General features: G+C 68.0%; 20 protein-coding genes. 13 read left to right on the plus strand and 7 right to left on the minus strand.

Going from position 1 to position 23,214, the window contains the following annotated elements:
- Window positions 1-111: 111 nt before the first annotated feature.
- A complete protein-coding gene (locus GO608_RS14615) occupies window positions 112-1,356 on the minus strand; it encodes an MFS transporter (RefSeq protein ID WP_169197742.1) in 1,245 nt (414 codons plus the stop codon).
- 451 nt (window positions 1,357-1,807) lie between these two features.
- Between GO608_RS14615 and GO608_RS14620 the strand changes: the two genes are divergently transcribed.
- The 13 genes from GO608_RS14620 (at window position 1,808) to motD (ending at window position 15,057) form a co-directional block, all read left to right on the plus strand.
- Window positions 1,808-2,554, plus strand: coding sequence for an SDR family NAD(P)-dependent oxidoreductase (locus GO608_RS14620; RefSeq protein WP_169197743.1), 747 nt, complete (start codon window positions 1,808-1,810; stop codon window positions 2,552-2,554).
- Between the two features lie 67 nt (window positions 2,555-2,621).
- Window positions 2,622-3,440: an enoyl-CoA hydratase family protein gene (locus GO608_RS14625; protein ID WP_169197744.1), complete on the plus strand. Its 819-nt coding sequence runs from the start codon at window positions 2,622-2,624 to the stop codon at window positions 3,438-3,440.
- 319 nt (window positions 3,441-3,759) lie between these two features.
- Window positions 3,760-4,521 carry an enoyl-CoA hydratase/isomerase family protein gene (locus GO608_RS14630; RefSeq protein ID WP_169197745.1) on the plus strand — a complete coding sequence of 254 codons (762 nt, stop codon included), beginning with the start codon at window positions 3,760-3,762 and terminating at the stop codon, window positions 4,519-4,521.
- Window positions 4,522-4,657: 136 nt separating this feature from the next.
- Window positions 4,658-5,398 carry an HTH-type transcriptional regulator HbdR gene (gene hbdR / locus GO608_RS14635; protein WP_169197746.1) on the plus strand — a complete coding sequence of 247 codons (741 nt, stop codon included), beginning with the start codon at window positions 4,658-4,660 and terminating at the stop codon, window positions 5,396-5,398.
- Between the two features lie 87 nt (window positions 5,399-5,485).
- Entirely contained in the window at window positions 5,486-6,097 is a 612-nt protein-coding gene (locus GO608_RS14640; protein ID WP_169197747.1) for an rRNA large subunit pseudouridine synthase E, read from the plus strand.
- A gap of 35 nt (window positions 6,098-6,132) precedes the next feature.
- Complete coding sequence (locus tag GO608_RS14645; RefSeq protein WP_425532305.1) at window positions 6,133-6,591, plus strand: DUF192 domain-containing protein; 459 nt, start codon at window positions 6,133-6,135, stop codon at window positions 6,589-6,591.
- 166 nt (window positions 6,592-6,757) lie between these two features.
- Complete coding sequence (gene flhB / locus GO608_RS14650; RefSeq protein ID WP_169197748.1) at window positions 6,758-7,897, plus strand: flagellar biosynthesis protein FlhB; 1,140 nt, start codon at window positions 6,758-6,760, stop codon at window positions 7,895-7,897.
- A 32-nt stretch (window positions 7,898-7,929) separates the two neighbouring features.
- A complete protein-coding gene (flhA, locus tag GO608_RS14655) occupies window positions 7,930-10,035 on the plus strand; it encodes a flagellar biosynthesis protein FlhA (protein ID WP_169197749.1) in 2,106 nt (701 codons plus the stop codon).
- A 112-nt stretch (window positions 10,036-10,147) separates the two neighbouring features.
- Window positions 10,148-11,692 (plus strand): flagellar biosynthesis GTPase FlhF, encoded by a 1,545-nt coding sequence (gene flhF, locus GO608_RS14660; RefSeq protein ID WP_169197750.1) that lies wholly within the window; start codon window positions 10,148-10,150, stop codon window positions 11,690-11,692.
- A gap of 1 nt (window position 11,693) precedes the next feature.
- Window positions 11,694-12,500 carry a MinD/ParA family ATP-binding protein gene (locus GO608_RS14665; protein WP_169197751.1) on the plus strand — a complete coding sequence of 269 codons (807 nt, stop codon included), beginning with the start codon at window positions 11,694-11,696 and terminating at the stop codon, window positions 12,498-12,500.
- Between the two features lie 113 nt (window positions 12,501-12,613).
- The gene (locus GO608_RS14670) at window positions 12,614-13,381 is read left to right on the plus strand and encodes an RNA polymerase sigma factor FliA (RefSeq protein ID WP_169197777.1); all 768 of its coding nucleotides are present in this window, start codon (window positions 12,614-12,616) and stop codon (window positions 13,379-13,381) included.
- A gap of 23 nt (window positions 13,382-13,404) precedes the next feature.
- A complete protein-coding gene (locus GO608_RS14675) occupies window positions 13,405-14,154 on the plus strand; it encodes a flagellar motor protein (RefSeq protein ID WP_169197752.1) in 750 nt (249 codons plus the stop codon).
- Between the two features lie 54 nt (window positions 14,155-14,208).
- Window positions 14,209-15,057, plus strand: coding sequence for a flagellar motor protein MotD (gene motD, locus GO608_RS14680; RefSeq protein WP_169197753.1), 849 nt, complete (start codon window positions 14,209-14,211; stop codon window positions 15,055-15,057).
- 73 nt (window positions 15,058-15,130) lie between these two features.
- Here motD and parC read toward each other — a convergent pair whose 3' ends face one another.
- The 6 genes from parC to mutL form a co-directional block, all read right to left on the minus strand.
- Window positions 15,131-17,491 (minus strand): DNA topoisomerase IV subunit A, encoded by a 2,361-nt coding sequence (parC, locus tag GO608_RS14685; RefSeq protein ID WP_169197754.1) that lies wholly within the window; start codon window positions 17,489-17,491, stop codon window positions 15,131-15,133.
- Window positions 17,488-17,919, minus strand: coding sequence for a type II toxin-antitoxin system tRNA(fMet)-specific endonuclease VapC (vapC, locus tag GO608_RS14690; protein WP_211159276.1), 432 nt, complete (start codon window positions 17,917-17,919; stop codon window positions 17,488-17,490). Before vapC ends, parC begins: the two co-directional genes overlap by 4 nt.
- 5 nt (window positions 17,920-17,924) lie before the next feature.
- Complete coding sequence (locus tag GO608_RS14695) at window positions 17,925-18,155, minus strand: antitoxin (RefSeq protein WP_169197756.1); 231 nt, start codon at window positions 18,153-18,155, stop codon at window positions 17,925-17,927.
- Window positions 18,156-18,277: 122 nt separating this feature from the next.
- A complete protein-coding gene (locus GO608_RS14700) occupies window positions 18,278-19,093 on the minus strand; it encodes a TIGR01458 family HAD-type hydrolase (RefSeq protein WP_169197757.1) in 816 nt (271 codons plus the stop codon).
- Window positions 19,094-19,228: 135 nt separating this feature from the next.
- A complete protein-coding gene (locus GO608_RS14705) occupies window positions 19,229-21,205 on the minus strand; it encodes a DNA topoisomerase IV subunit B (protein ID WP_169197758.1) in 1,977 nt (658 codons plus the stop codon).
- 100 nt (window positions 21,206-21,305) lie between these two features.
- The gene (gene mutL, locus GO608_RS14710; protein ID WP_169197759.1) at window positions 21,306-23,213 is read right to left on the minus strand and encodes a DNA mismatch repair endonuclease MutL; all 1,908 of its coding nucleotides are present in this window, start codon (window positions 23,211-23,213) and stop codon (window positions 21,306-21,308) included.
- Between the last annotated feature and the right edge of the window lies 1 nt (window position 23,214).

Genomic DNA, 23,214 nt, shown 5'->3' on the forward strand with positions numbered 1-23,214 from the left:
CGTCGGGGGTTGGCCGGGCATGGCTCCAGCCCGGCCAACCCGACGCGGCTTTGCAGCAGCAAGCACATAAACGTCGGTCAAAAGACCGCCGTTGTTTCGTCCCGGCGTTCTTCAGCAGCCCGAGCTGCCTCCTTCTGCGACCGCATGTTCCGCGGGAGCGCTGCGCGTATCCCGCTTCGGGCGTTCGATCCCCAGCAGCAACAGGCCGGCGGCAACTCCGGTCACGGCGGCCCCCGCCATGAGACCGGTCGCGGCGCGCCAGTCTCCGCCGCCCGCGGTAACGGCTGCCGCGATCGCCGGCGGCCCGACGAACTGGCCGAGGTTCGACCCCTGCACGAGCAGTCCATTGACCGCCCCGATGTGCCGCGGCGACGGCGCATGGGCGGTCAGGCCCGAGAACGCGGCAGCCGGGAGAATGCCGCCGACAGACGTAAACAGCAGGCACAGGCCGTAGCGCAGCGCGTCCGGCAGGCGCTCGTCGAAAATGCCGAACGCGCACGCCAGCATGAACAGCGAGGTCCCGCAGATGAGGGTGCCGCGGCGGATATTGCGGTGGACGAGCCAGCCGCCGAATATGTTGCCCGGCACGTTTGCCGCGACCACCCCTGCGGTCAGCGCGCCGGCGAGCGACACCGAAAGGCCGCGGTGCTCGACGAGGAAGCTCGGCAGCCACACCATCAGCGTGAACCACTGCAGCGTATACGTGAAAAACGCGGCGGTCAGGCACCACGCGCCCGGACTGCGCAGGGTGTCGAGGATCACGCCGGAAGCGGGGCCCCTGGCGACGTTCGCCGGGGCGACGAAACGCTGGCGCATGCGGTAGAGCAGCGTCGCGCAGGCGAGCGTGGCGCCGGCGAGAACGAGCCACAGTCCCCGCCAGCCGAGCGACGGGAGCAGGAACGGCGCCGTCAGCATCACAATACTGCTGCCGAACGGCAGGTAGATGCTCCACAGGCCGAGCGCGAGGCGGTAGTCCCGTGGCGCCGTGCTGCGCGTGATCAGCGAGGGGAGGGTGACGACGACGGCGATGAAGCCGCTGCCTTCGAGCACGCGGGACACCAGCAGCAGCGTGTAACTCTGCGCGAAAGCGCCGAGGAGCGCGCCCAACACCATCATCGTGAGCCCGAGCAGCGCCAGGCGAAGCTCGCCGACGCGGGCGCTTGCGCCGCCGAAAAACAGCGCGCAACAGCCGCCCAACGTCGCGAACGTCGACATCACCCAGCCCGCCTCGACCATCGTCAGCCCGAGCTGGTCGCGCACCGCCGGCAGCGCGGGCGGGACTTTGCCGATGGCGGCTGCCGCCACCATGCCTGAAAAGATCGCGATGCCTACCGCGGCCCATGACGTCTTCTGCATTGCTTTCCCCCGAAGTGTGGATGAATGATTGAGCGCTCAGTCACAACAGTCAACTGCGTGCGATGCGAAAACCGTTGCCCGGCTTCTCGATCCGACGCCTTCCCAAGGTGGCGAACGTCGATCGACAACCGGTGTCCGCGAGCGTCGTAGATAAAGGGTCGATCTCTTTCGTGTTACATCATGCAACGGGATATTTCTTGTTCCCGCGACGATGACGCTCGCCTGATCGGGGCTGTGCCAACGCGTGCCAGGGTGGCTTTAACGCGTAGACGAGAGGATTCCTGCATCAGGGGGTTGACTTGATAGACTGACTGAACAATCATTCATACACCGGCTGCGCTTCCATACGAAACCAGGCGCGGCGTGTGACAAAAGGGGTTCGTGAGTGGCAAGGCCGGCATCCGGACACCCGACCAGGCAAAAACTTTGTGAATCAGGAGGCGAGAACAAAATGCGGCTTGACGGAAAAACTGCAGTAGTCACCGGCGGAGCATCGGGGATCGGCCTGGCGACCGCGGAAACGCTGGCGCGCGCCGGGGCTTATGTGCTGATCGGCGACATCAACGAGCAGAAAGGCGCCGCCGTCGCCGGCGCGTTGTGCGAACAGCATCTGGGCGTGGATTTCATCCGCCTCGACGTCACCGATCTCGATTCGATCGCCGCGTTCAAGGACGAGGCCTACCGCCGCCGCCCCCAGATCGACATCGTCGCGAACGTCGCGGGGTGGGGCAAGATCCAGCCGTTCATGGAGAACACGCCGGACTTCTGGCGCAAGGTCATCGACCTCAACCTCCTCGGGCCGATCGCGGTTTCGCACGCGTTCCTGCCGCAGATGATCGAGCGCGGCGCGGGCAAGATCGTCACCGTCGCGAGCGATGCGGGGCGCGTCGGCAGCCTCGGGGAAACCGTGTATTCCGGAGCGAAGGGCGGTGCGATCGCATTCACCAAGTCGCTCGCCCGCGAAGTCGCGCGTTACAACATCAACGTCAATTGTGTCTGCCCGGGACCGACCGACACGCCGCTGTTGCAGGCGGTGCCGGAGAAGCACCGCGAGGCCTTCGTCAAGGCGACGCCGATGCGGCGCCTTGCCAAGCCGTCCGAACTTGCCGATGCAGTGCTGTTCTTCGCCAGCGACCGGGCGAGTTTCATCACCGGCCAGGTCATCAGCGTGAGCGGCGGTCTGACCCTCGCGGGCTGACCGGTTCCCTGCCAGCCCAATCCCAAACCCCAATCCTTTCCCAACAGTCAATCATCAGGAGAATTTCATGTACAAGCTGAAAGCTGCCGAATGGCGCCCCGAGCATTTCAAGCTGGAAGTCGCCGACCGCGTTGCGACGATCACCCTGAACCGTCCCGAGCGCAAGAATCCGCTGACCTTCGAGAGCTACGCCGAGCTGCGCGACACCTTCCACAAGCTGCAGTATGTCGATGACGTCCGCAGCGTGGTCATCACCGGCGCCGGCGGCAACTTCTGCTCGGGCGGCGACGTGCACGACATCATCGGGCCGCTGACGAAGATGGACATGAACGGCCTGCTGACTTTCACGCGCATGACCGGCAACCTCGTCAAGGAAATGCGCAACTGCCCGCAGCCGATTATCTCGGCGGTCGACGGCATCTGCGCCGGCGCCGGCGCGATCGTGTCGATGGCGTCCGACCTGCGCTACGCAACGCCCGAAGCGAAGACCGCGTTCCTGTTCGTGCGCGTGGGCCTCGCCGGCTGCGACATGGGTGCGTGCAGCATCCTGCCGCGCATCATCGGCCAGGGGCGCGCTTCAGAGCTCCTTTACACCGGCCGCTCGATGAGCGCCGAGGAAGGCCGCGCCTGGGGCTACTTCAACGACATCGTGCCCGCCGAGAAGGTGCTCGAACGCGCGCAGGAGATGGCGCTGTCGCTCGCCAACGGCCCGGCGTTTGCGCATTCGATGACGAAGAAGTGCCTGCACCAGGAATGGAACCAGACGATCGAGCAGGCGCTCGAGACCGAGGCCGAAGCCCAGGCGATCTGCATGCAGACGAAGGACTTCACGCGCGCCTACAACGCGTTCGTGAACAAGCAGGTGCCGAAGTTCGAAGGCAACTGAGCCGCAAACGGCAGCGCCCCGGTGTCGGTACGGCGTCGGGGCAGGGAGGGGAAGACATGGCCGCGCGGCCATGGGAGGCGGCGCCAGAGGGCGTCGTCCCTTGCGCCGCTGCGGCTTCCGCCGGAACGTGGCTCTGGCGATCCGCTTTCGGGGCATCGCATCGAACGGCTTGCGTGATACCACGCTGCTCATCTCCTCCGACGTCCGCAAACGCCGGCGATGCCCCTTTTTATTCTTGACCGCGCCGTGCCGATTCCCCTTTCAGCGGACGCCGTAGCAGCGCCCCGGGCCGGGAGTCGGGTTCCATCGGGAGGGATTTATGATTTCGCTAACTATTGAAGCTTCGGTCGCGACGGTGACGCTGTGCCGCTCCCCGGTCAATGCGATCAACGAGGAATGGATCGAGCAGCTCGACGGCATCCTGGCCGAGATCGAACGCATGCCGCGCGTCAACGTGCTGTGGATTCGCAGCGGCGAGCGGGTGTTCTGCGCCGGCGCGGACCTGGAGCTGATCCGCTCGCTGTTCGACAGCGAGACCGGGCGCAGGCAGATGATCGCGATGACGCGCCGAATGCAGGAAGTGTATGCGCGCCTCGAACGTCTCCCGCAGGTGTCGGTCGTCGAGATCGGCGGTGCGGCGATGGGCGGCGGCTTCGAACTCGCGCTGGCGTGCGATCTGCGCGTCGTCGCCGACTCCGCCCGGATCGGCCTGCCCGAAGCGCGGCTGGGCCTCCTGCCGGCGGCCGGCGGCACGCAGCGCATGACGCGCATCTGCGGCGAGGCGGTCGCCCGGCGGCTGATCCTCGGTGCCGAAGTCATCGGCGGCGCAGAAGCGGTGGCGCTCGGCTGTGCCCACTGGGTCGCGCCTGCTGCCGAGCTGGAATCGGTCACGCGCGCCGTGGTCGAACGCATTGCGGCGCTGCCGGGTATGGCGCTTGCCGAATGCAAGCGCTGCATCGACGTTGCGGTCGCCGCCGAGGAAAATGGATTCGAAGTGGAACTCGCCGGCAGCGCGGCGCTGCTCGCCGACGCCGAGACGCAGCGGCGCGTGCAGCAATTCCTCGACAAGCAGCGGCAGTAAATGGCACAGGCACCGCGGTGCCGGGCTGGCATGACGGCGGGCGCGGAAACACGCACGCACTGGTGGCACAATACGATGTCCAGCGCGATTCCGGCGCCGGCCAGCGGCAGCAACAGAACATCCCCGAGGAACGATCATGAGTTCAGCAGAGAGCGTCAAGAGCGTGGTTTCCGACCCGAAACTGGTCGAGGAGCGCCGTCACCAGATCATCCGCGCGGCGACGAAGCTTTTTTCCGAAGAAGGCTACTACACGACGACCATTCTGCAGATCGCCCGCGAGGCCAAGGTGAGCACCGGGCTGATCTACCAGTACTTCGGCGACAAGGACGACATCCTGTTCCTGACGCTGAAGCAGGTGCTCGACACTTACGAGAACGAGATTCCGCGCCAGATCGAAGGCCTGACGCACCCGGTCGAGCGACTGTGCCGGGCGATCTGGGCGTATTGCGCGATCGTCGATGCGCAGCGCGACGCGACGGTGCTCGCCTATCGCTCGACGAAGTCGTTGCGTGCCGATCGGCGCGGTCTGATCATGGACGGCGAAACCCGTACCAATCGCCTGATCGAGAAGGCGATTCGCGCGTGCACCACGGGCGGTTTCATGCGCCCGATCAATGAGCATCTCCTGTCTTACCAGTGCGTCACGTTCGCGCATGCGTGGGCGCTGAAATACTGGGCGTTCCGCGATCGCTACACGCTCGCCGAATACGTCGATGAAGGCCTCCAGCTGATGGTCGAACCTTTCCTCACGACCAAGGGCAAGACGGTGCTGACGCGAATCCGCCAGAGCGCAGCGGAGGCGGTGAGCGAAGCTCCCGCCTCCGCTGCGGCAACTGCCACCGCCGCCTCGGCCGGCGTCAAATCGTCCAACGACTGAACGGGGGTGGCGGTTCGCGAGAGCCGGGCCGCGGGACGCGGAGCGCCGCGCGCCGCACCGGAGGCGGCCGGCCGAAGCAGCGATCCGATGTCCCGTCTGATCCTCCTCAACAAGCCATACGGCGTGATCTGCCAGTTTTCCGGCGACGGCGCGCACGTCACGCTCAAGGCTTTCGTCCCCGTGCCCGGCGTCTATCCCGCCGGCCGGCTAGACACCGACAGCGAAGGCCTGTTGCTGCTCACGGACGACGGCGCCCTGCAGCACCGCATCGCCGATCCGCGCCACAAGCTGCCGAAAACCTACGTCGTGCAGGTCGAGGGCGAGCCCGACGACGCGGCGCTGGCTGCGCTGCGGGGCGGGCTCGATCTGGGCGATTTCGTCACCCGTCCATGCGGCGCGCGCCGAGTCGCCGAGCCGGAGTGGCTGTGGCCGCGTGATCCGCCCGTGCGGTTCCGCAAGAACGTGCCGACGTCGTGGCTCGAAATCGTGCTGCACGAGGGTAAGAACCGCCAGGTACGACGGATGACGGCGAAAGCCGGTTTTCCGACGCTGCGGCTGATCCGGGTCGCGATCGGCGACTGGTCGCTGTCCGGGCTCGCTCCCGGACAGTGGCGCAGCGAGCAAGTGGAAAGCGCGGCAGTGCCCGATGCGAAGCCATCCGCGGGCGGGGACGGACAGCGCAGAGGTGGGCGAAGGTAGAATTCCGCGTCGAAAACCGCCCCTGGGCTGCTGCCATGTTCCTGCCACGTCGTTCCGTCCGTCACACCGTACTGTTTCTCGTGAGCTGTCTGCTCCAGGTTCCGGCCGCGCAGGCCGACTTGCCGCTCGTCGAACTCGGGGCGGGGATGTACCGCATCGAGGCGGAACTCGCGCACACCGACGAAGCGCGCCAGACCGGCCTGATGAACAGGCCCGCGATGCCGGCGCACCGCGGCATGATCTTCGTCTTCGCCCACGACGCCCGCCATTGCATGTGGATGAAGAACACGCTGATCCCGCTGTCGGTCGCGTTTCTCGACGACGAAGGGCGCATCCTCAACATCGAGCAGATGCAGCCGCGAAGCGAGGACAGCCACTGTGCCGCCGGCCCGGCACGCTTCGCGCTGGAAATGAACCGGGACTGGTTTGCGGGACGCAATATCGCGCCCGGCGCCCGGATCCGCGGCATCGACCGGCTCCCCGCCGCGCGCTGAGCACACTGGTTCGTCCCGGTTTCGCCTTCCGGCTCCTGAATTAAGGGTCTTTCCCGCCGCTTATCGGCCACCGTCGCCTGTCGCCGCGCCGCGATAATTGCCGCTGCTCGTCGTTCGCCCGCATCGCGCGGGCGGCTTGCGGCGCGATGCAGGCAAGGAGCCGGCGATGGCCGAAGACAGCGATCTCGAGAAAACGGAACAGGCATCGCCACGGCGACTGGAGCAGGCCCGCGAGGAAGGCCAGGTTCCGCAGTCGCGCGAGCTGTCGACTTTCCTCGTCCTGATCACCGGCGCGAGCGGCCTGTGGCTGATGGGCGAGTGGATCGGCGAACGCGTGCTCGGCATCCTGCGCCACGGCTTCCGCTTCGAGCGCGCAGTCGCGTTCGACCCGCAGCTGATGCTGAAGGACTTCGGCGACCTGTTCACGCAAGCCTTGCTGACGATGCTGCCGCTGTTCGGCGTGTTGATGGTGGCGGCGGTCGGCGCGCCGATCCTGCTCGGCGGCTTCGTGTTCTCGCCGAAGGCGCTCGGGCTCAAGTTCGACCGCATGGATCCGCTCAAGGGCTTCGGCCGGATGTTCTCGCTGCACGGGCTGGTCGAAATGCTGAAGTCGCTGCTCAAGGCGGCGGTCGTCGGCGGCGTCGGCGTTTTCGCAATGTGGCGCGAACGCGATCACATCTTCGCGCTGACGTCCGAGGCGGTGGAGAGCGCGGTGCCGGATTTTCTGCAGGCGGTGCTGTTTTCCGCGCTGCTGATCATCATGGGGCTCGCGCTGCTGGCGCTGGTCGACGTGCCGTTCCAGCTGTGGCAATACCACAAGCGCCTGCGCATGACGAAGGAAGAGGTCAAGCGCGAAGGCAAGGAGCAGGAAGGCGATCCTCACGTCAAGGGTCGCATTCGCAGCATGCAGCGCGAGATGGCGCGCCGGCGGATGATGGCCGAAGTCCCAAAGGCAGACGTCGTCGTGACGAACCCGACGCATTTCTCGGTCGCGCTGAAGTACGACGCGCAGAAAATGGGCGCGCCGGTCGTCGTCGCGAAAGGGCGCGGCGAGGTCGCGCTGAAGATCCGCGAGCTGGCGAAGGAACACAAGGTGCCGTTGCTCGAGGCGCCGCCGCTCGCGCGCGCGCTGTACAAGCACTGCGACCTGGAGCAGGCGGTGCCGGGCGCGCTCTACACCGCGGTGGCCGAAGTCATGGCCTACGTGTACCAGCTCAACCGCTGGATGGCCGGCGGCGGCCTTCCGCCCGCCGTGCCGGGCAAGCTGCCGGTGCCCGAAGACATGGACCCCGGCGCACCCGCCTGATGCGCCACTCCCCGACTCTCTTGAGGTAGGCAATGTTCCAAGCCCTGAACCTGCGCGCGTTGATGACGCCGGCGAACCTGCGAATGCTCGGCGCGCCGGTCTTCATCATCATGGTGCTGTCGATGATGGTGCTGCCGCTGCCGGCGTTCGCGCTCGACGTGTTCTTCACGTTCAACATCGCGATCTCGGTGATGGTGATGCTGGTGGCGATGTACACGAAGAAGCCGCTGGAGTTCTCGGTGTTCCCGACCGTGCTGCTGGTGACCACCCTGTTGCGCCTCGCGCTGAACGTCGCCTCGACGCGCATCGTGTTGCTCGAAGGCCACACCGGTCCGGATGCGGCGGGCAAGGTCATCGAGGCGTTCGGCCATTTCCTCGTCGGCGGCAACACCGCGATCGGCCTCGTCGTGTTCGTGATCCTCGTGCTGATCAACTTCGTCGTCGTCACGAAAGGCGCCGGGCGGATCGCGGAAGTCAGCGCGCGCTTCACGCTCGATGCGATGCCGGGCAAGCAGATGGCGATCGACGCCGACCTCAACGCCGGCCTCGTCGACGAGGCCGAGGCGAAACGCCGCCGCAAGGAGGTCGCGCAGGAATCCGAGTTCTACGGCGCGATGGACGGCGCGTCGAAGTTCGTGCGCGGCGACGCCGTCGCCGGCATCCTGATCCTGCTGATCAACATCCTCGGCGGGCTGATGGTCGGCATCGTGCAGCACGACATGGACGCCGGCGTTGCGATCGAGACCTACACGCTGCTGACGATCGGCGACGGCCTCGTCGCGCAGATCCCGGCGCTGATCATCTCGGTCGCGGCCGGCATGGTCGTGTCGCGGGTCGGTGACGAGTCCGACATCGGCAACCTCGTCATCGCGCAGGTGTTCTCGAACCCGCAGGTGCTGATGCTGACTGCCGGCATCATCGGCGTGCTCGGGCTGATTCCGGGGATGCCGAACCTCGTGTTCATCCTGATCGCCGGCCTGCTCGGCTGGCTCGCGTGGCGCCGCATGGGCGACGCCGGGCGCGACGCGGTCGAGGGTGCGCGTACCGCGCCCGAAGCTGCCGCCGCCCTCGAACCGCCGGCCGAGAACCTCGAGGCGAGCTGGAACGACGTCGCGCCGGTTGACGTGCTGGGGCTCGAAGTCGGCTACCGCCTGATCCCGATGGTCGACAAGGGGCAGGACGGTGAGCTGCTGAAGCGCATCCGCGGCCTGCGCAAGAAGTTCGCGCAGGACGTGGGCTTCCTGTCCGCGCCGGTGCATATCCGCGACAACCTCGAACTCAAGCCGAACGCTTACCGCATCGCGTTGAAGGGCGTCGAAATCGGCAACGGCGAGGCCTATCCCGGCCAGTTCCTCGCGATCAACCCAGGCCGCGTCACCGGGCCGCTCGCCGGGCGCGAGACGCGCGACCCGGCGTTCGATCTGCCCGCATTCTGGATCGACGCCGGCCAGCGCGAACAGGCGCACGCGCTCGGCTACACGGTTGTCGACGCGAGCACGGTCGTCGCGACCCACCTGAACCACCTGATCCTCAGTCACGCCGCCGAACTGCTCGGACGCCAGGAAACCCAGGCGCTGCTCGACCATATCGGCAAGAACACGCCGAAACTCGTCGAGGACCTCGTGCCGGCGCTGCTGTCCGTATCGACGGTGCAGCGGGTGCTGCAGAATCTTCTCGAAGAGGGGGTCAATATTCGCGACATGCGCACGATCATCGAGATCCTCGCCGAGAACGCGCCGCGCACGCAGGACCCGCTGGAGCTCACGTCGCGCGTGCGCCAGGGACTGGGCCGCTCGATCCTGCAGAGCCTGTTTCCCGGCAATGCCGAGATCCAGGTCATGGCGCTCGATCCTTCGCTCGAACGCATCCTCGGCCAGGCGGTCGGCGCCGGCGGCGGGGAGGGTGGCGTCATCGAGCCGAGCCTCGCCGACGGCCTGTTGCGTCACGCTGCGGAAGTCGCGCAGCGCCAGGAGGACATCGGGCTGCCGCCGGTGCTGCTGGTGCCGCCGCAACTGCGCTGGCTGCTGTCGCGCTTCCTGCGGCGGGCCGTGCCTTCGCTCAAGGTCATCGCGAATTCCGAAGTGCCCGAGACGCGCACGATTCGTGTCACCGCGATGGTCGGTGGCGCGGCACGCTGACGCCGGTCCGAATAGGCGGGGGAAACCGCTTTTATTCCACCCTATCGGGGTCCGCGGCGCCGACGATAATCGGAACCATCCTGCGCCGAGTGCGTAGCCGGGGGACACTCAAATGAACGTGAAGCGCTATTTCGCCCAGACCGCCCGCGAGGCACTGCGTGCACTCAAGGCCGAACTCGGCGCCGATGCGATCGTGCTGGCGAACCGCCCCGTCGAAGGCGGCGTCGAGATCCTCGCGCTGCCGGCCGACGCAGTCGGGGCCTTGCACAGCGCGACCCGTCCGACGCCCCCGGCCCCTGCCGCTCCGGTTGCGGCCGCTCCCGCCCGGACGCCGTTCTTGGCGCCGCTGCCCGATATCGACGACGATTTTCACGTCAGCCTGTCCGCTCAGCGACCTGCTGCGGCGAGACCGTCCGCAGCGCCCAAGGCGGCGGCACCGGTCGTCCGGCCGTTTCAGCCACCGCGACTCGAAACCCCCGACTACCTGCTGCGCACACCGGCAATGCCGCAGGGCACGGACCTGCTGCGCACACCGGCAATGCCGCGGAGCACAGATCCGCTCGTGGACGACTGGTACGCGCCCGAACCCGCTGCGCACGCGGTGCCTGCCGAACGGCCGCAGACAGGGCCTGCAGCGCAAGCACGTCCTGTCGCGGCGGTTCCGGGCGGGGCGCCTTGCGCCCCACCCCAGGCGGATGACATGCGCCTCCGCGACCTGCAGCAGGCGAATGCGCGGCTGATGGACGAGCTGACCGGCATCCGTGAACTGATCGAGCGCCAGCTCTCCGGCTTCGCCTGGGGTGAAGCGCGGCGCACCGCGCCGGCGCGTGCCGACATCGTCGGCGAACTGCTCGAAGCCGGTTTTTCCGGCCCTCTGGCGCGCCGGCTGGCTGGCGCCGTCGCCGACGACGCCAGCACCGAGAACGCCCGAATCGCAGTCAGGAATGCGTTGGGCCGCGAACTGCGTGTCAAGTCGTCGGATACCGACATCATCGACCGGGGCGGCGTCTACGCGCTGGTCGGGCCGACCGGTGTCGGCAAGACGACAACGACTGCCAAGCTCGCCGCGCGCTGCGTCGTCCGCCATGGCGCCGAGAAGCTCGCGCTGATCACGACCGACGGTTACCGGATCGGCGCACAGGAGCAGCTGCGCATCTACGGACGGATTCTCGGTGTGCCAGTGTTCTCGGTGCGCGACGCCGCCGACCTGCGCCAGACGCTTGCCGAACTGCGCGGCAAGCACATGGTGCTGATCGACACCATGGGCATGAGCCAGCGCGACCGCATGGTCGCTGAACAGGCAGCGATGCTGATGGGCGCCGGCAATGTGCGCCGGCTGCTGCTGCTGAACGCGACGTGCCGCGGCGACACGCTCGCCGATGTCGTGCGCGCGTATCGCGGCCCGGATCTCGCCGGCTGCGTGTTGACCAAAGTCGATGAGGCGGCATCGCTCGCTCCGGCGATCGATGTCGCGGTCAGCAACGAACTGGACGTTTTCTACGTCGCCAACGGCCAGCGCGTTCCGGAGGACCTCCACCTGCCCAATCGCGCCTACCTGCTGCATCGCGCGCTGCGCGAGCAGGCGGCCGGTTCGGCATGGAAGCTGGAGGGCGACGAGGCGGCGCTGATGCTCGCGGCATCGGGCCGGGGGGCGTGACATGATCGACACGCGCGAGGACCAGGCGGCCGGACTGCGCCGGCTTTTCCGGCGGGCGCCGCCGACCGTGGTCGCGCTGTATGCGACCGGGGCACATCGCGCGGCGGCGGCGATCCACGTCGCCCACCGGGTCGCGCGTCGGAGCGGCCGGGTGCTGCTGCTCGACGAGGCTGCCGGGCACGAATCACTTGCCGTCCCGCTCGGGCTCGCCGACGGCCCCGACCTGCTGGGTGTGCTCGGCGGGCGCCTCGCCGCGCGCGAACTGCTGCAGCCGGTGCCGGGATTGTTGGGCCGGGTTCCGGTGGCGGCCGCGGCGCTCGCGCTGCCGTTGCTCGACGAGGAGCGCCGCCAGTGCCTCGTCGGCGCGCTGCACAGCCTGCATCGCCTCGCCGGCTTCGTGCTGATTCACGCGAGCTGCGCCTCGGCAGGCGATCCGTCGCCGTTCGTCTTCGCCGCGCCGCGCCGGCTCGTCGTCGCCGAAGCGAGCCGCAGCGGCGCGACCGAGGCATACCGCACAATCAAGCATATCGCTGCTGCCGGAGCCGGAGCGCTGCATGTTGCCGTCTCGCGTGCGCGTCATCGCGACGACGCGAGCGCGTTCTTTGCGAGTCTGAACGCTCTGGTGCGGCGCCACGTCGGGGTGCCGCTGGCGTGGCTCGGCGAGGTCGAGCGCGACGACATTGCGGCGGGCTTGGCCGCCGACGCGCAGTGCACGGCTGCGTCAGAAGGCGAAACCGCGTTCCTGCGCCGCCTCGCGCTGTCCGCGCGCCGGCCCGCCGTGACGGCGCACGCGGACCGGCGACCATGATCGGACTGACTTATCCGCGAGGCAAGGCGCAACCCGCCGGACCCTGGCAGGCCGACGAAAAGCAGGAAGCCCCGGCGCCGCGGCCGGGAGCCCGGAAAATACAGGCGAAGTGGATGTACGACCCCGAAGGAAACCTCGACAAGAGCCAGCTGGTGGAGACTTATGCTCCGCTGGTCAAGCGCCTCGCTTACCACCTGATGGCGAAGCTGCCGGCGAGCGTGCACATCGACGACGTCATCCAGAACGGCATGCTCGGGCTACTCGACGCGATCAACCGCTACGAGGATGGTCTCGGCGCGCAATTCGAGACCTACGCGGTGCAGCGCGTGCGCGGGGCGATGCTCGACGGGCTGCGCGACAACGACTGGCTGCCGCGCAGCATCCGCCGCGACATGCGGCGCATCGAGGGCGCGATCCACAGCCTCGAGCAGCGCCACGGCCGTCAGCCGACCGAAGTCGAGCTCGCCGAGTCGCTCGAAATGCCGCTCGCCGAATACCAGCGCATGCTGCAGGACGCGCGCGGCTATCAGCTGGTGCACTTCGAGGATTTCGCCGGCGACGAAGGCGAGGACTACTTCGAGCGCCACCTCGGCGAGCACGAATCGAATCCGCTCGATCTTCTCGAAGCGTCGGACATGCGCAACACCCTGGTGCGGGCGATCGAGGACCTGCCCGAGCGCGAAAAGCTGATGATGGCACTGTATTACGACGAGGAGCTCAATCTGCGCGAGATCGGCGAAGTGTTCGGCGTCTCCGAGTCGCGCGTGTGCCAACTGCACAGCCAGGCCGTCGCGCGGCTGCGGGCACGCGTGCTCGGCGCGGGCGAGGCGGCGGGCGAGCGTCGCGGCAGGCCGCGCAAGACGCGGGCCGCCGCCGTCTGAACGGCGCGCCACGGACTCCCGACATGGACAAGACCAGTCTCATCGGCCTCACGCTCGGGATCGCCGCGATCCTGTCGGGGCAGGTGCTCGAGGGTGGCCATATTTCGTCGCTGGTGCAGCCAACCGCGTTCCTGATCGTCGTCGGCGGCACGCTCGGTGCAGTGATGCTGCAGAGCCCGCTGCCGGTGTTTCGCGACGGCATGCGGATGGCGAAATGGGTGTTCGTGCCGCCGCCCTCGAACCACGCCGACCTCATCGCGCAGGCCACCAACTGGAGCCACATCGCGCGCAAGGAAGGCCTGCTTGCGCTCGAAGAGCGCATCGATGCGCTGCCCGACCCGTTCATGCGCAAGGGGCTGCAGCTGCTCGTCGATGGCGTCGAGCCGCAGCACCTGCGCGACGTGCTCGAAGTCGAAATCGACGCATGGAGTGCGCAGAGGCGGCTCGGCGCGAAGATCTGGGAAGCGGCCGGAGGCTACGCGCCGACGATCGGCATTCTCGGCGCGGTCATGGGCCTGATCCACGTGATGGAAAACCTCTCCGATCCGTCCCGGCTCGGCTCGGGCATCGCCGTCGCCTTCGTCGCGACGGTCTATGGCGTCGCCTTTGCAAACCTGATTTTCCTGCCGATTTCGAAGAAGCTTCTGGCGCATGTCGCGAGCGGTGTCTCGCAGCGCGAGATGCTGGTGGACGGACTCGTCGGCATCGCCAACGGCGACAACCCGCGCATCATCGAGAGCCGCATGCAGGGCTATGTGAGCCGAAGTCGGTGAACCGATTCCTCCTGTCGTCGCGCGCCGCTCGGCCCTAGCCCCCAGCCCCCGCCCATGTCGCGTCGCCGCACCCCTGACGAAGACTACGAGAATCACGAGCGCTGGCTCGTCTCCTACGCGGACTTCATCACGCTGCTGTTCGCGTTCTTCGTCGTGATGTATTCGCTGTCGTCCGTCAACGAGGGCAAGTACCGCGTCCTGTCCGATTCCCTCGTCAGCGCTTTTCGCAGTGGTGCGATCAGCCCGACAGGGGCGCAGATCATCGCTGTCTCGAGCTCCGCCGCGCCGCCGCCGGCGCCCGCGGCGCGCCCCGTCCGCGAGTCGGCAACCGCCGCGCGGCGCGAAGCCGAAATGAAGCGTCTCAACAGCATCGCGGACGAAATACGCCGCGTGCTGCAACCGCTCACCGCGGCCGGACAGGTCGGCGTTGCCGAAGGCGTGCATGGAATCACGGTCGAGATCAACGCCAGCGTGCTGTTCGCGCCCGGTGACGCGACGCTCGCCGCGCCGGCGATCGCGGTGCTGCAAGCCGTCGCGCAGGTGCTCGCCGGCGCGGATTTCCCGATCACCGTCGAAGGCCACACCGACAGCCTGCCGATCCGCACCGAACGCTTCCCGTCGAACTGGGAGCTGTCTGCGGTGCGGGCGTCATCGGTCGTGCGGCTGTTCATCGACACCGGGGTGCGCGGCGATCGCCTAACCGCGGCCGGCTATGCCGACCAGCGCCCGCTTACCGACAATGCGAACGAAGAAGGCCGGGCGCGCAACCGGCGGGTCACGATCCTGATCGAGTCGATGCTCGGCGATCCCGCGCCGCGCACCCCCGGACGAATCCGCGCTGGCGATCCGATACGGTCGATCATGCCGGACGCGACGGAGGCAGGCGCCGAGCGGGTGCAGTAAACGCGGGGTTCGCCGAACGCGCGGGCGGGCCGGTGTCGCGGACCCCCAACGCGCGCGCTTGCGCCGGCTGGGTTCAGAGCAGCCCGGTCGGCTTGATCCGGATCGCCAGCGGCGCGCCTTTGCGCGCGCGGCGGTGGACCAGCGTCGCGAGCTGCGCGGGCTTCAGGTCGACGCTCGTCGCCTTGTTGCCGCGGCCGATGCCTGCGACTTTCAGCACCGCGGCATCGGCCGGCGCCGCGACCGCGACCATCGATTCGCCCTCGTCGAGCCCCATGACGATGACGCCGCGCCCGCCGGCCTGCACTTTCATCTCGCTGCGCGGAAACACCAGCAGGCGGCCGTTCTCCGAGACCGCGGCGATGCGCTCGCCGAGCACGCGCGCCGGCGCCAGCACTTTTTCGCCTTTCTCGATATTCATGAACGCCTTGCCGGCGCGCTGGCGGCTCGTCGCTTCGAGGAGCGTGCAGATGAAACCGTAGCCGCCGGAGTTGGCGAACAGCCACGCCGATTCCGGCTCGGCGGAGACGAGCTGCGTGAGCTTGGCGCCGTTCTGGAAGTCCACCAGCGTTGCGATCGGCACGCCGTCGCCGCGCCCGCCGGGCAGCTCGGCGACGCGTATCGTGTAGGCGCGGCCGTGGGTGTCGAGGACGACGAGCGGCCACGTGCTGCGCGTCTCGATGACCGCGAACGCGAAGTCGCCCGCCTTGTACGTGACGGCCGCGGCGTCGATGCCGTGGCCCTGGCGCGCGCGCACCCAGCCGTTCTTCGACACGAGCACCGTCACCGGCTCGTCGGGCACGCTGATTTCGGCGGGCGCGACGGCAGCGACGCTCTCGATCAGCGTACGGCGCTCGTCGCCGTATTTCTTCGCGTCGTCGGTGATCTCCTTGAGGATCAGCTTCGTCATCGCCGCGCGGCTGTCGAGCAGGTGCTGCAGCTTCCCGCGCTCTTCCTTGAGCTCGGCGAGCTCCTTCTCGATGCGGAAACCTTCGAGGCGCGCGAGCTGGCGCAGGCGGATCTCGAGGATGTCCTCGGCCTGGATCTCGGACAGGCCGAACGCCTCGATCAGCGCCGGCTTCGGCTCGTCGGATTCGCGGATCACGCGGATCACGTCCTCGATGTGCAGGAACGCGATCATCCGGCCTTCGAGGATGTGCAGGCGCCGGTCGACTTCGTCGAGGCGGTGACGCGTGCGCCGCTCGACGGTAACGTAGCGGAAGTCGATCCACTCGCGCAGGATCTGCACGAGGTTTTTCTGCTGCGGCCGGCCCCCCTGTACGGGACCATGCCCGATCATCGTCATGTTCACCGACACCGAGCTTTCGAGGCTGGTGTGCGCGAGCAGCACCGCCATGAACTCGTCGCGGCTCTGGCGCGAAGAACGCGGCTCCAGCACGATGCGCACCGGCGACTTGTCGCTCGACTCGTCGCGCACCGTCTCGACCACGCCGAGCACGAGCTGCTTGAGGTTCTTCTGCTCCTGGCTGACGTCCTTCTTGCCGCCGCGCGGCTGAGGGTTCGTCAACGCCTCGATCTCGGCGAGCACGCCGGCAGCCGATACGCCGTGCGGCAATTGTTCGACGATGACGCGCCACTGGCCGCGCGCGAGTTCCTCGATGCGCCAGCGCGCGCGCATCCTCAGGCTACCGCGCCCGGACGCGTAGGCGTCGCGGATCGCGTCGGGCGACGAGATGAGCTGGCCGCCGCCGGGGAAATCCGGGCCGGGCAACAGCGGCAGGACGTCGTCGAGCCCGGCATCCGGATTGCGGATCAGGTGGCAGACAGCGTCGGCGACTTCACGCAGGTTGTGCGGCGGGATCTCGGTCGCCATGCCGACGGCGATGCCCGAAGCGCCGTTGAGCAGCACGAACGGCAGGCGCGCGGGCAAGAGCTGTGGCTCTTCGAACGCGCCGTCGTAGTTCGGCACGAAATCGACGGTGCCGCGGTCGATCTCGGCAAGCAGGAGTTCGGCGATCGGGGTCAGCCGGCACTCCGTGTAGCGCATCGCCGCAGCCGAGTCGCCGTCGCGCGAACCGAAGTTGCCCTGGCCGTCGACGAGCGGATAGCGCAGCGAGAAGTCCTGCGCGACGCGCACCATCGCGTCATAGACGCTGGTGTCGCCGTGCGGGTGGTACTTGCCGATGACGTCGCCGACGACGCGCGCCGACTTGACGTGCTTCGATGCCGCCGACAGGCGCATCTCGTTCATCGCGTACAGGATGCGCCGCTGCACCGGCTTCATGCCGTCCTCGACCTGCGGCAGCGCGCGCGACTTGACGACGCTCATCGCGTACGCGAGGTAGGCGCGCTCGGCATAGCGGTCGAGGGCGAGCGTGCCGTCGTCGGGAGGCAAAGCGTCCTTGCCGGCGGAAGCGGGCGGAGAGGGCGGCGTCGGCGGGGGGCTGCTGAAAAGGTCCAGGGATTCGATAGTCATGGAGCGGTGAAGTAAGAGGCAGGGGATTCCATCAGGCGCTGGTCGGCCCAGTTTTCCAGGCGCAGGCCATCAACCCGTTCGAATTCGCGCGTGTTGTTGGTGACCAGCGTGCAGTCGAGCGCAAGCGCATGCGCGGCGATCTGGGTGTCGAGCGCGCCGATCGGCGTGCCGCGCCGCATCCGTTGCGTGCGCAGTTCCGCATAGCGCCAGATTGCCTTGTCGTCAAAGGGTGCCACCTCGAGCGGCAGCAGAAAGGTTTCCAGCGCCGCGCGGTTGCGGGTCGAAGCGCTTTTCGTTACGCCATACGCGAGCTCCGCGGCGGTGATGACCGATACGCCGATGTCGCCGATCGGGTGCGCATCGAAGCGGGCGCGCACGTGGGCCGGGCGATGATTGATGAGGTAGATGCAGATGTTGGTATCGAGCATGTACCTCACGGCAACAGCGCCTCGCGTTCCGCTTGTTCCGGCTCGTCGCGCTTGATCGTGAACCCCGGCTCGAAGGCATCCAGCGCCCCGAACAGCGTACCCCAGCCGTGGCGCGGCAGCAGCACCACCGCATCGCCGACGCGCTTGATGAACACTTCGTCGCCCTCGAAGCGGAACTCCTTGGGCAGGCGTACCGCCTGGCTGCGGCCGTTCGTGAAAAGCTTGGCGGTATCCATGGCGGCTCCAAAATCAGGGAATCTATCGTCAGTATATATCATTGCCCCGGGACGTTCACTCACCTGGCTGCAGCGCGGCAGGGGGGTCTGCCCCCCGCGCGCGTCGCTGCGGTGAGGCACAGTCAGTCGAGCGCGAGCAGCCGATCGACCGCCCCGGCGAAGTCGTCCGCGATGCAGTCGGGACGGATTGCCGGGTCGGCGTCGTCGCCGGGGCGGAACTTGCCGGTGCGCACGAGGATCGCCGGAATGCCTGCGGCAAGGGCCGCGCCGACGTCGTCGTGCAGGTCGTCGCCGATCACGACCGCTTCGGCGGGCGCTATGCCGAGCTCCGCGAGCGCGCTGTGGAAGAAGCTTGCGGCCGGCTTGCCGACGATCTCGGCCGGCACGCCGCTGCTGAACTCGAGGCCGGTGACGAAAGCGCCCATGTCGAGCGACAGGCCGTCTTCCTCCATGAAGTAGCGGTTCTTCGCCATCGCGATGAAGGCGCCTCCGGCCATCAGCAGGCGGAACGCGGCGTTCAACTGCGCGTAGTCCAGGTACGGTCCCATGTCGCCCATCACGACCGCATCGGGCGCTGAGGCGCTCGGGCCCATCTCCTCCGCGAGGTCCGGGTGGACCACGTAGAGCGGCTTCAGGCCGCGCTGCCTGACGAGCTGCTGCGCGGCATGGGCGGCGGTCTGGATCTCGTCCTCGGCGACGTCGAACCCCATCCGGCGCAGCTTCGCGACAATCGTGCGGCGCGGCGAACGTGTCGTGTTGGTGAGAAAGCGCAGCGGCAGCGCCGCCTGCCGCAGTCGCGCGAGTGCGGCGACCGAACCCTCGAGGGCCTGATCGCCGACGTGCAGCACGCCGGCCAGGTCGATCAGCAGCGCCTTAGGGCGACGTGCGAGGCGGGCGGTGGCGGCGGATACGGGTTGTGACGAGGGTTGTGACGACATGTCATTCGGGTGTCGGACTCGTTGCCGGGACTGTGCAGGATCGGTCCGCCGGCAACCCGGCGGCGCCTTTTCGGTGCCTTCTTTATAGGAGGTTTGCTGCGTTGCGGAAAGGTCGCCCGCGCCGCGGGCACCGCGTCAGACGTCCGCTTCGACGCTGTCGCCTTTCTCCTCCATCCACGCGCGCCGACCGGACGCTTCGCCCTTGCCCATCAGCAGCGTGAACATGCGCTTCGTGTCCTCGAGGGCGTCGGCGCGCACCTGCACCGGCAGCACGCGGCGTGTCGCCGGGTCCATCGTCGTCTCGCGCAGCTGGTCGGGGTTCATCTCGCCCAGGCCCTTGAAGCGGCCGACTTCGATCGCGTCCGGCTTGAAGCCTTCCTTCTCGAGCCGGTCGCGGATCGCGGCGAGCTCGCCGTCATCGAGCGCGTAGAGCCTGCGCGCGGGGCGTTTCTTGCCCTGCGCGGGCACGTCGACGCGGTACAGCGGCGGCTGCGCGACGTGGATGTGGCCGCGCGCGATCAGTTCCGGGAAATGGCGGAAGAACAGCGTCAGGAGCAGCGTCTGGATGTGCGCGCCGTCGACGTCGGCGTCGGACATGATGACGACCTTGCCGTAGCGCAGGCCGGACAGATCGGGGTTGCTTCCGGCTGCATGCGCATCCACGCCGAGCGCGACTGCGATGTCGTGGATCTCGGCGTTCGCGAGCAGGCGGTCGGGGTCGATCTCCCACGAGTTCTGCACCTTGCCGCGCAGCGGCAGGATCGCCTGGGTTTCCTTGTTGCGCGCCATCTTCGCCGAGCCCCCGGCCGAGTCGCCCTCGACGAGAAAAAGCTCGTTATCGGCAAGGTCCTCGGATTCGCAGTCGGAGAGCTTGCCCGGCAGCACCGCGACGCCGGAAGTCTTTCTCTTCTCGACTTTCTGTGCGCTCTTCTGCCGCGCGAGCGCCTGCCGGATCGACAGTTCCGCGATCGCGCGGCCGGCTTCGACGTGATTGTTGAGCCAGATTTCGAACGGGTCGCGGATCATCGACGAAACGAGCTTCACCGCCTCGCGCGAGTTGAGCTTTTCCTTCACCTGGCCCTGGAACTGCGGGTCCAAGAGCCGCGCCGACAGCACGTAGCTCATGCGGCCGCAGACGTCCTCCTGCTGCAGCTTGACGCCGCGCGGCAAAAGCGCGTGGTGTTCGATGAAGCTCTTCACCGCGTCGAAGATGCCGGCGCGCAGGCCGCTTTCGTGGGTGCCGCCGGCGACGGTCGGGATCAGGTTGACGAAGGATTCGCTCGGCACCGTGTGCTCGAACCATGCCAGCGCCCAAGCCGCGCCTTCGCCGGGAGCATAGGCGGGGTCGTCCTTGCCGGCGTATTTTTCGCCGGTATAGAGCGGCGCGACCGCTTCGATGTCGCCGGCCTGCTCGCGCAGATAGCCGGCCAGGCCTTCGGGGTAGGTCCAGGTCTTCGTCAGCGCCGCGCCGCCCGCCTGCTCGATGTCGAGCCGTACCGACACGCCTGGCAGCAGCACCGCTTTCGAGCGCAGCAGGCGCTCGAGCTCGCCTTGCGGCACGCGCGGCGCCTCGAAATACTTCGCGTCCGGCCACACGCGAACGCGCGTGCCGCTTTGCCGGCCGCAATCGTCCGCCATAGTGATCGCGCCGACCTTCTCGCCGCCCTCACTGAACTCGATGCGATGGATCTTGCCGTCGCGCTTGACCTCGACGTCGACGCGCGTCGACAGCGCGTTCGTCACGGCGACGCCGACACCGTGCAGGCCGCCGGAAAACGCGTACGCGCCGTTGCCGTCGCGCTTGTCGAACTTGCCGCCGGCGTGCAGCCGCGTGAAGGCGAGCACGACGACCGGCACGCCTTCCTCGGGATGCAGGCCGACCGGGATGCCGCGGCCGTCGTCGGCGACGCTGATCGAGCCGTCGGGGTGCAGCGTCACGTGGATTTTTTTCGCGAAGCCGCCGAGTGCCTCGTCGGCGGCGTTGTCGATGACTTCCTGGATGATGTGGGCGGGCGAGTCGGTGCGAGTGTACATCCCGGGGCGCTCGCGCACCGGTTCGAGCCCCTTGAGGACGCGAAAGGACGATTCGTCGTAGTGGTGCTTGCCTGTCATGAGTGTGTGATCTGCGCTTCGTGGCCGCACGGCGAAAAGCCGGGGGGTGCAAGGATACTCGTTGAACGGGGATCGGGCATGCGGCTGCGAGCCGCGCAGCTCATTGCCCGCGCATGAAAAAGCGGTCGAGATCGCCCATCGTCAGCTGCGTCCAGGTCGGCCGGCCGTGGTTGCACTGGTCGGCGCGCTCGGTCGCTTCCATGTCGCGCAACAGCGCATTCATCTCCGGGATCGTCAGATTGCGGTGCGCCCGCACCGCGCCGTGGCACGCCATCGTCGCGAGCAGCTCGTTGCGTCGTGCGGTGACGACTTCGGACGCCGGGAATTCGCGCAGCTCCTCGATGAGCTTTCTCAGCAGTTCGCCGATCGGTGCGGACGCGAGCAGCGCCGGGACGCTCCGCACCGCGAGTTCGGCCGGCCCGACGGGTGCGACTTCGAAGCCCATGCGGGCGAGGACTTCGGCGCACTCTTCGGCGGCCGCCATGTCCTTCGCGCCGACCGACAGCACCGCCGGGATCAGGAGGTGCTGCACCGCGGGCTGGCCGTCGAGCACCGTCTTGAGCTTCTCGTAGAGGATGCGCTCGTGCGCGGCATGCATGTCGACGAGGACGAGGCCGGCGGCGTTCTGCGCGAGGACATAGATGCCGTGGAGCTGCGCGATTGCGTAGCCGAGCGGAGCGCCTGTGGCTTCCGCCGGGAGGTGCGCTTCGGCCAGGCCGGCCTCGCCCGGCAGGCGGCCTGCGGACGGGGGGAAGGCCGTCGGGCGGAATCCGCTGGCGTCGGGCGGGGACGAGGCGCTTTCGGCCGTCGGCCGGGCGCTCGCGGCGAAGTCGTAATAGCTGCGGCTCGCCGACTCCATTGCGAGGCGGCCCTGCACAGGGGGTGCGCCGCGCCCGACAGCGCTTGCATACCGAAGCGGATTCGCAGCGCGTGCCGGCGCGGGGGAATCGGCCGGCTCCGCTTCCGTCGCAGCCTTGGCCGCATCGGCATTACCGCCCGTGATGTCGATGCCGGCGCCGGAGGCGGCGAGGCTGCGCGTCAGTGCATGGAACACGAACTGATGGACAGCTCGCGGCTCGCGGAAGCGCACCTCGATTTTCGCCGGATGCACGTTGACGTCGACGCCGGCGGGGTCGAGCTCGAGGAACAGCACGTAGGCCGGATGGCGGCTGCCGTGCAGGATGTCGGCGTAGGCTTGGCGCACCGCGTGCGTCAGCAGCTTGTCGCGCACGAAGCGGCCGTTGACGAACAGGTACTGCGCGTCGCGGCTCGTGCGGGAATATGCCGGCAGCGCGGCGAAGCCGGCAAGGCGCAGCGGCCCGGCATCGGCATCGAGGCTGCGCGCGTGCTGCAGGAAATCGTCGCCCATCAGTGCCGCGACACGCCGCAGCGGATCCCCTGTGGGCAGGCGATGGACGACGCGGCCGTTGTGCGCGAGCTGCAGGCCGATGTCGGGGCGTGCAAGTGCGACGCGGCGGAACACCTCGTCGCAGTGCGCATACTCGGTTGCCTCGGATTTCAGGAATTTGCGTCGCGCCGGCGTGCTGTAGAAAAGCTCGGCGACGTCGACGACGGTGCCCTGGTTCAGCGCGGCCGGCGCGAGGCTGCGGTCGGTGCCGTCGATGCGCCACGCGTGCGCGCTGCCTTCGGCGCGGCTCGTCAGCGTGAGGCGTGCGACGGCCGCGATCGCCGCGAGCGCTTCGCCGCGAAAGCCCATCGTGCCGACCTGTTCGAGATCATCGAGCGTCGCGATCTTGCTCGTCGCGTGGCGTTCGAGCGCCAGCGCGAGATCGTCGCGTTCGATGCCCCAGCCGTCGTCGGCGACGCGGATGCGGCGCACGCCGCCCTGTTCGAGCTGCACGTCGATCGCACGAGCGCCGGCGTCGAGGGCGTTTTCGAGCACTTCCTTCAGGACCGACGCAGGCCGCTCGACGACCTCGCCGGCAGCGATCTGGTTGACGAGGATGTCGGCGAGCGGTCGGATGGCGGCGGGGCGATGGGCAGACATG

The sequence above is a fragment of the Aromatoleum buckelii genome, from assembly GCF_012910785.2.
Taxonomy (GTDB): domain Bacteria; phylum Pseudomonadota; class Gammaproteobacteria; order Burkholderiales; family Rhodocyclaceae; genus Aromatoleum; species Aromatoleum buckelii.

Bases quoted from the DNA above. Each gene is read 5' to 3' on its own strand.
- GO608_RS14615 (WP_169197742.1), bottom strand. From the start codon at position 1,356: ATGCAGAAGACGTCATGGGCCGCGGTAGGCATCGCGATCTTTTCAGGC.
- GO608_RS14620 (WP_169197743.1), top strand. From the start codon at position 1,808: ATGCGGCTTGACGGAAAAACTGCAGTAGTCACCGGCGGAGCATCGGGG.
- GO608_RS14625 (WP_169197744.1), top strand. From the start codon at position 2,622: ATGTACAAGCTGAAAGCTGCCGAATGGCGCCCCGAGCATTTCAAGCTG.
- GO608_RS14630 (WP_169197745.1), top strand. From the start codon at position 3,760: ATGATTTCGCTAACTATTGAAGCTTCGGTCGCGACGGTGACGCTGTGC.
- hbdR (WP_169197746.1), top strand. From the start codon at position 4,658: ATGAGTTCAGCAGAGAGCGTCAAGAGCGTGGTTTCCGACCCGAAACTG.
- GO608_RS14640 (WP_169197747.1), top strand. From the start codon at position 5,486: ATGTCCCGTCTGATCCTCCTCAACAAGCCATACGGCGTGATCTGCCAG.
- GO608_RS14645 (WP_425532305.1), top strand. From the start codon at position 6,133: ATGTTCCTGCCACGTCGTTCCGTCCGTCACACCGTACTGTTTCTCGTG.
- flhB (WP_169197748.1), top strand. From the start codon at position 6,758: ATGGCCGAAGACAGCGATCTCGAGAAAACGGAACAGGCATCGCCACGG.
- flhA (WP_169197749.1), top strand. From the start codon at position 7,930: ATGTTCCAAGCCCTGAACCTGCGCGCGTTGATGACGCCGGCGAACCTG.
- flhF (WP_169197750.1), top strand. From the start codon at position 10,148: ATGAACGTGAAGCGCTATTTCGCCCAGACCGCCCGCGAGGCACTGCGT.
- GO608_RS14665 (WP_169197751.1), top strand. From the start codon at position 11,694: ATGATCGACACGCGCGAGGACCAGGCGGCCGGACTGCGCCGGCTTTTC.
- GO608_RS14670 (WP_169197777.1), top strand. From the start codon at position 12,614: ATGTACGACCCCGAAGGAAACCTCGACAAGAGCCAGCTGGTGGAGACT.
- GO608_RS14675 (WP_169197752.1), top strand. From the start codon at position 13,405: ATGGACAAGACCAGTCTCATCGGCCTCACGCTCGGGATCGCCGCGATC.
- motD (WP_169197753.1), top strand. From the start codon at position 14,209: ATGTCGCGTCGCCGCACCCCTGACGAAGACTACGAGAATCACGAGCGC.
- parC (WP_169197754.1), bottom strand. From the start codon at position 17,491: ATGACTATCGAATCCCTGGACCTTTTCAGCAGCCCCCCGCCGACGCCG.
- vapC (WP_211159276.1), bottom strand. From the start codon at position 17,919: ATGCTCGATACCAACATCTGCATCTACCTCATCAATCATCGCCCGGCC.
- GO608_RS14695 (WP_169197756.1), bottom strand. From the start codon at position 18,155: ATGGATACCGCCAAGCTTTTCACGAACGGCCGCAGCCAGGCGGTACGC.
- GO608_RS14700 (WP_169197757.1), bottom strand. From the start codon at position 19,093: ATGTCGTCACAACCCTCGTCACAACCCGTATCCGCCGCCACCGCCCGC.
- GO608_RS14705 (WP_169197758.1), bottom strand. From the start codon at position 21,205: ATGACAGGCAAGCACCACTACGACGAATCGTCCTTTCGCGTCCTCAAG.
- mutL (WP_169197759.1), bottom strand. From the start codon at position 23,213: ATGTCTGCCCATCGCCCCGCCGCCATCCGACCGCTCGCCGACATCCTC.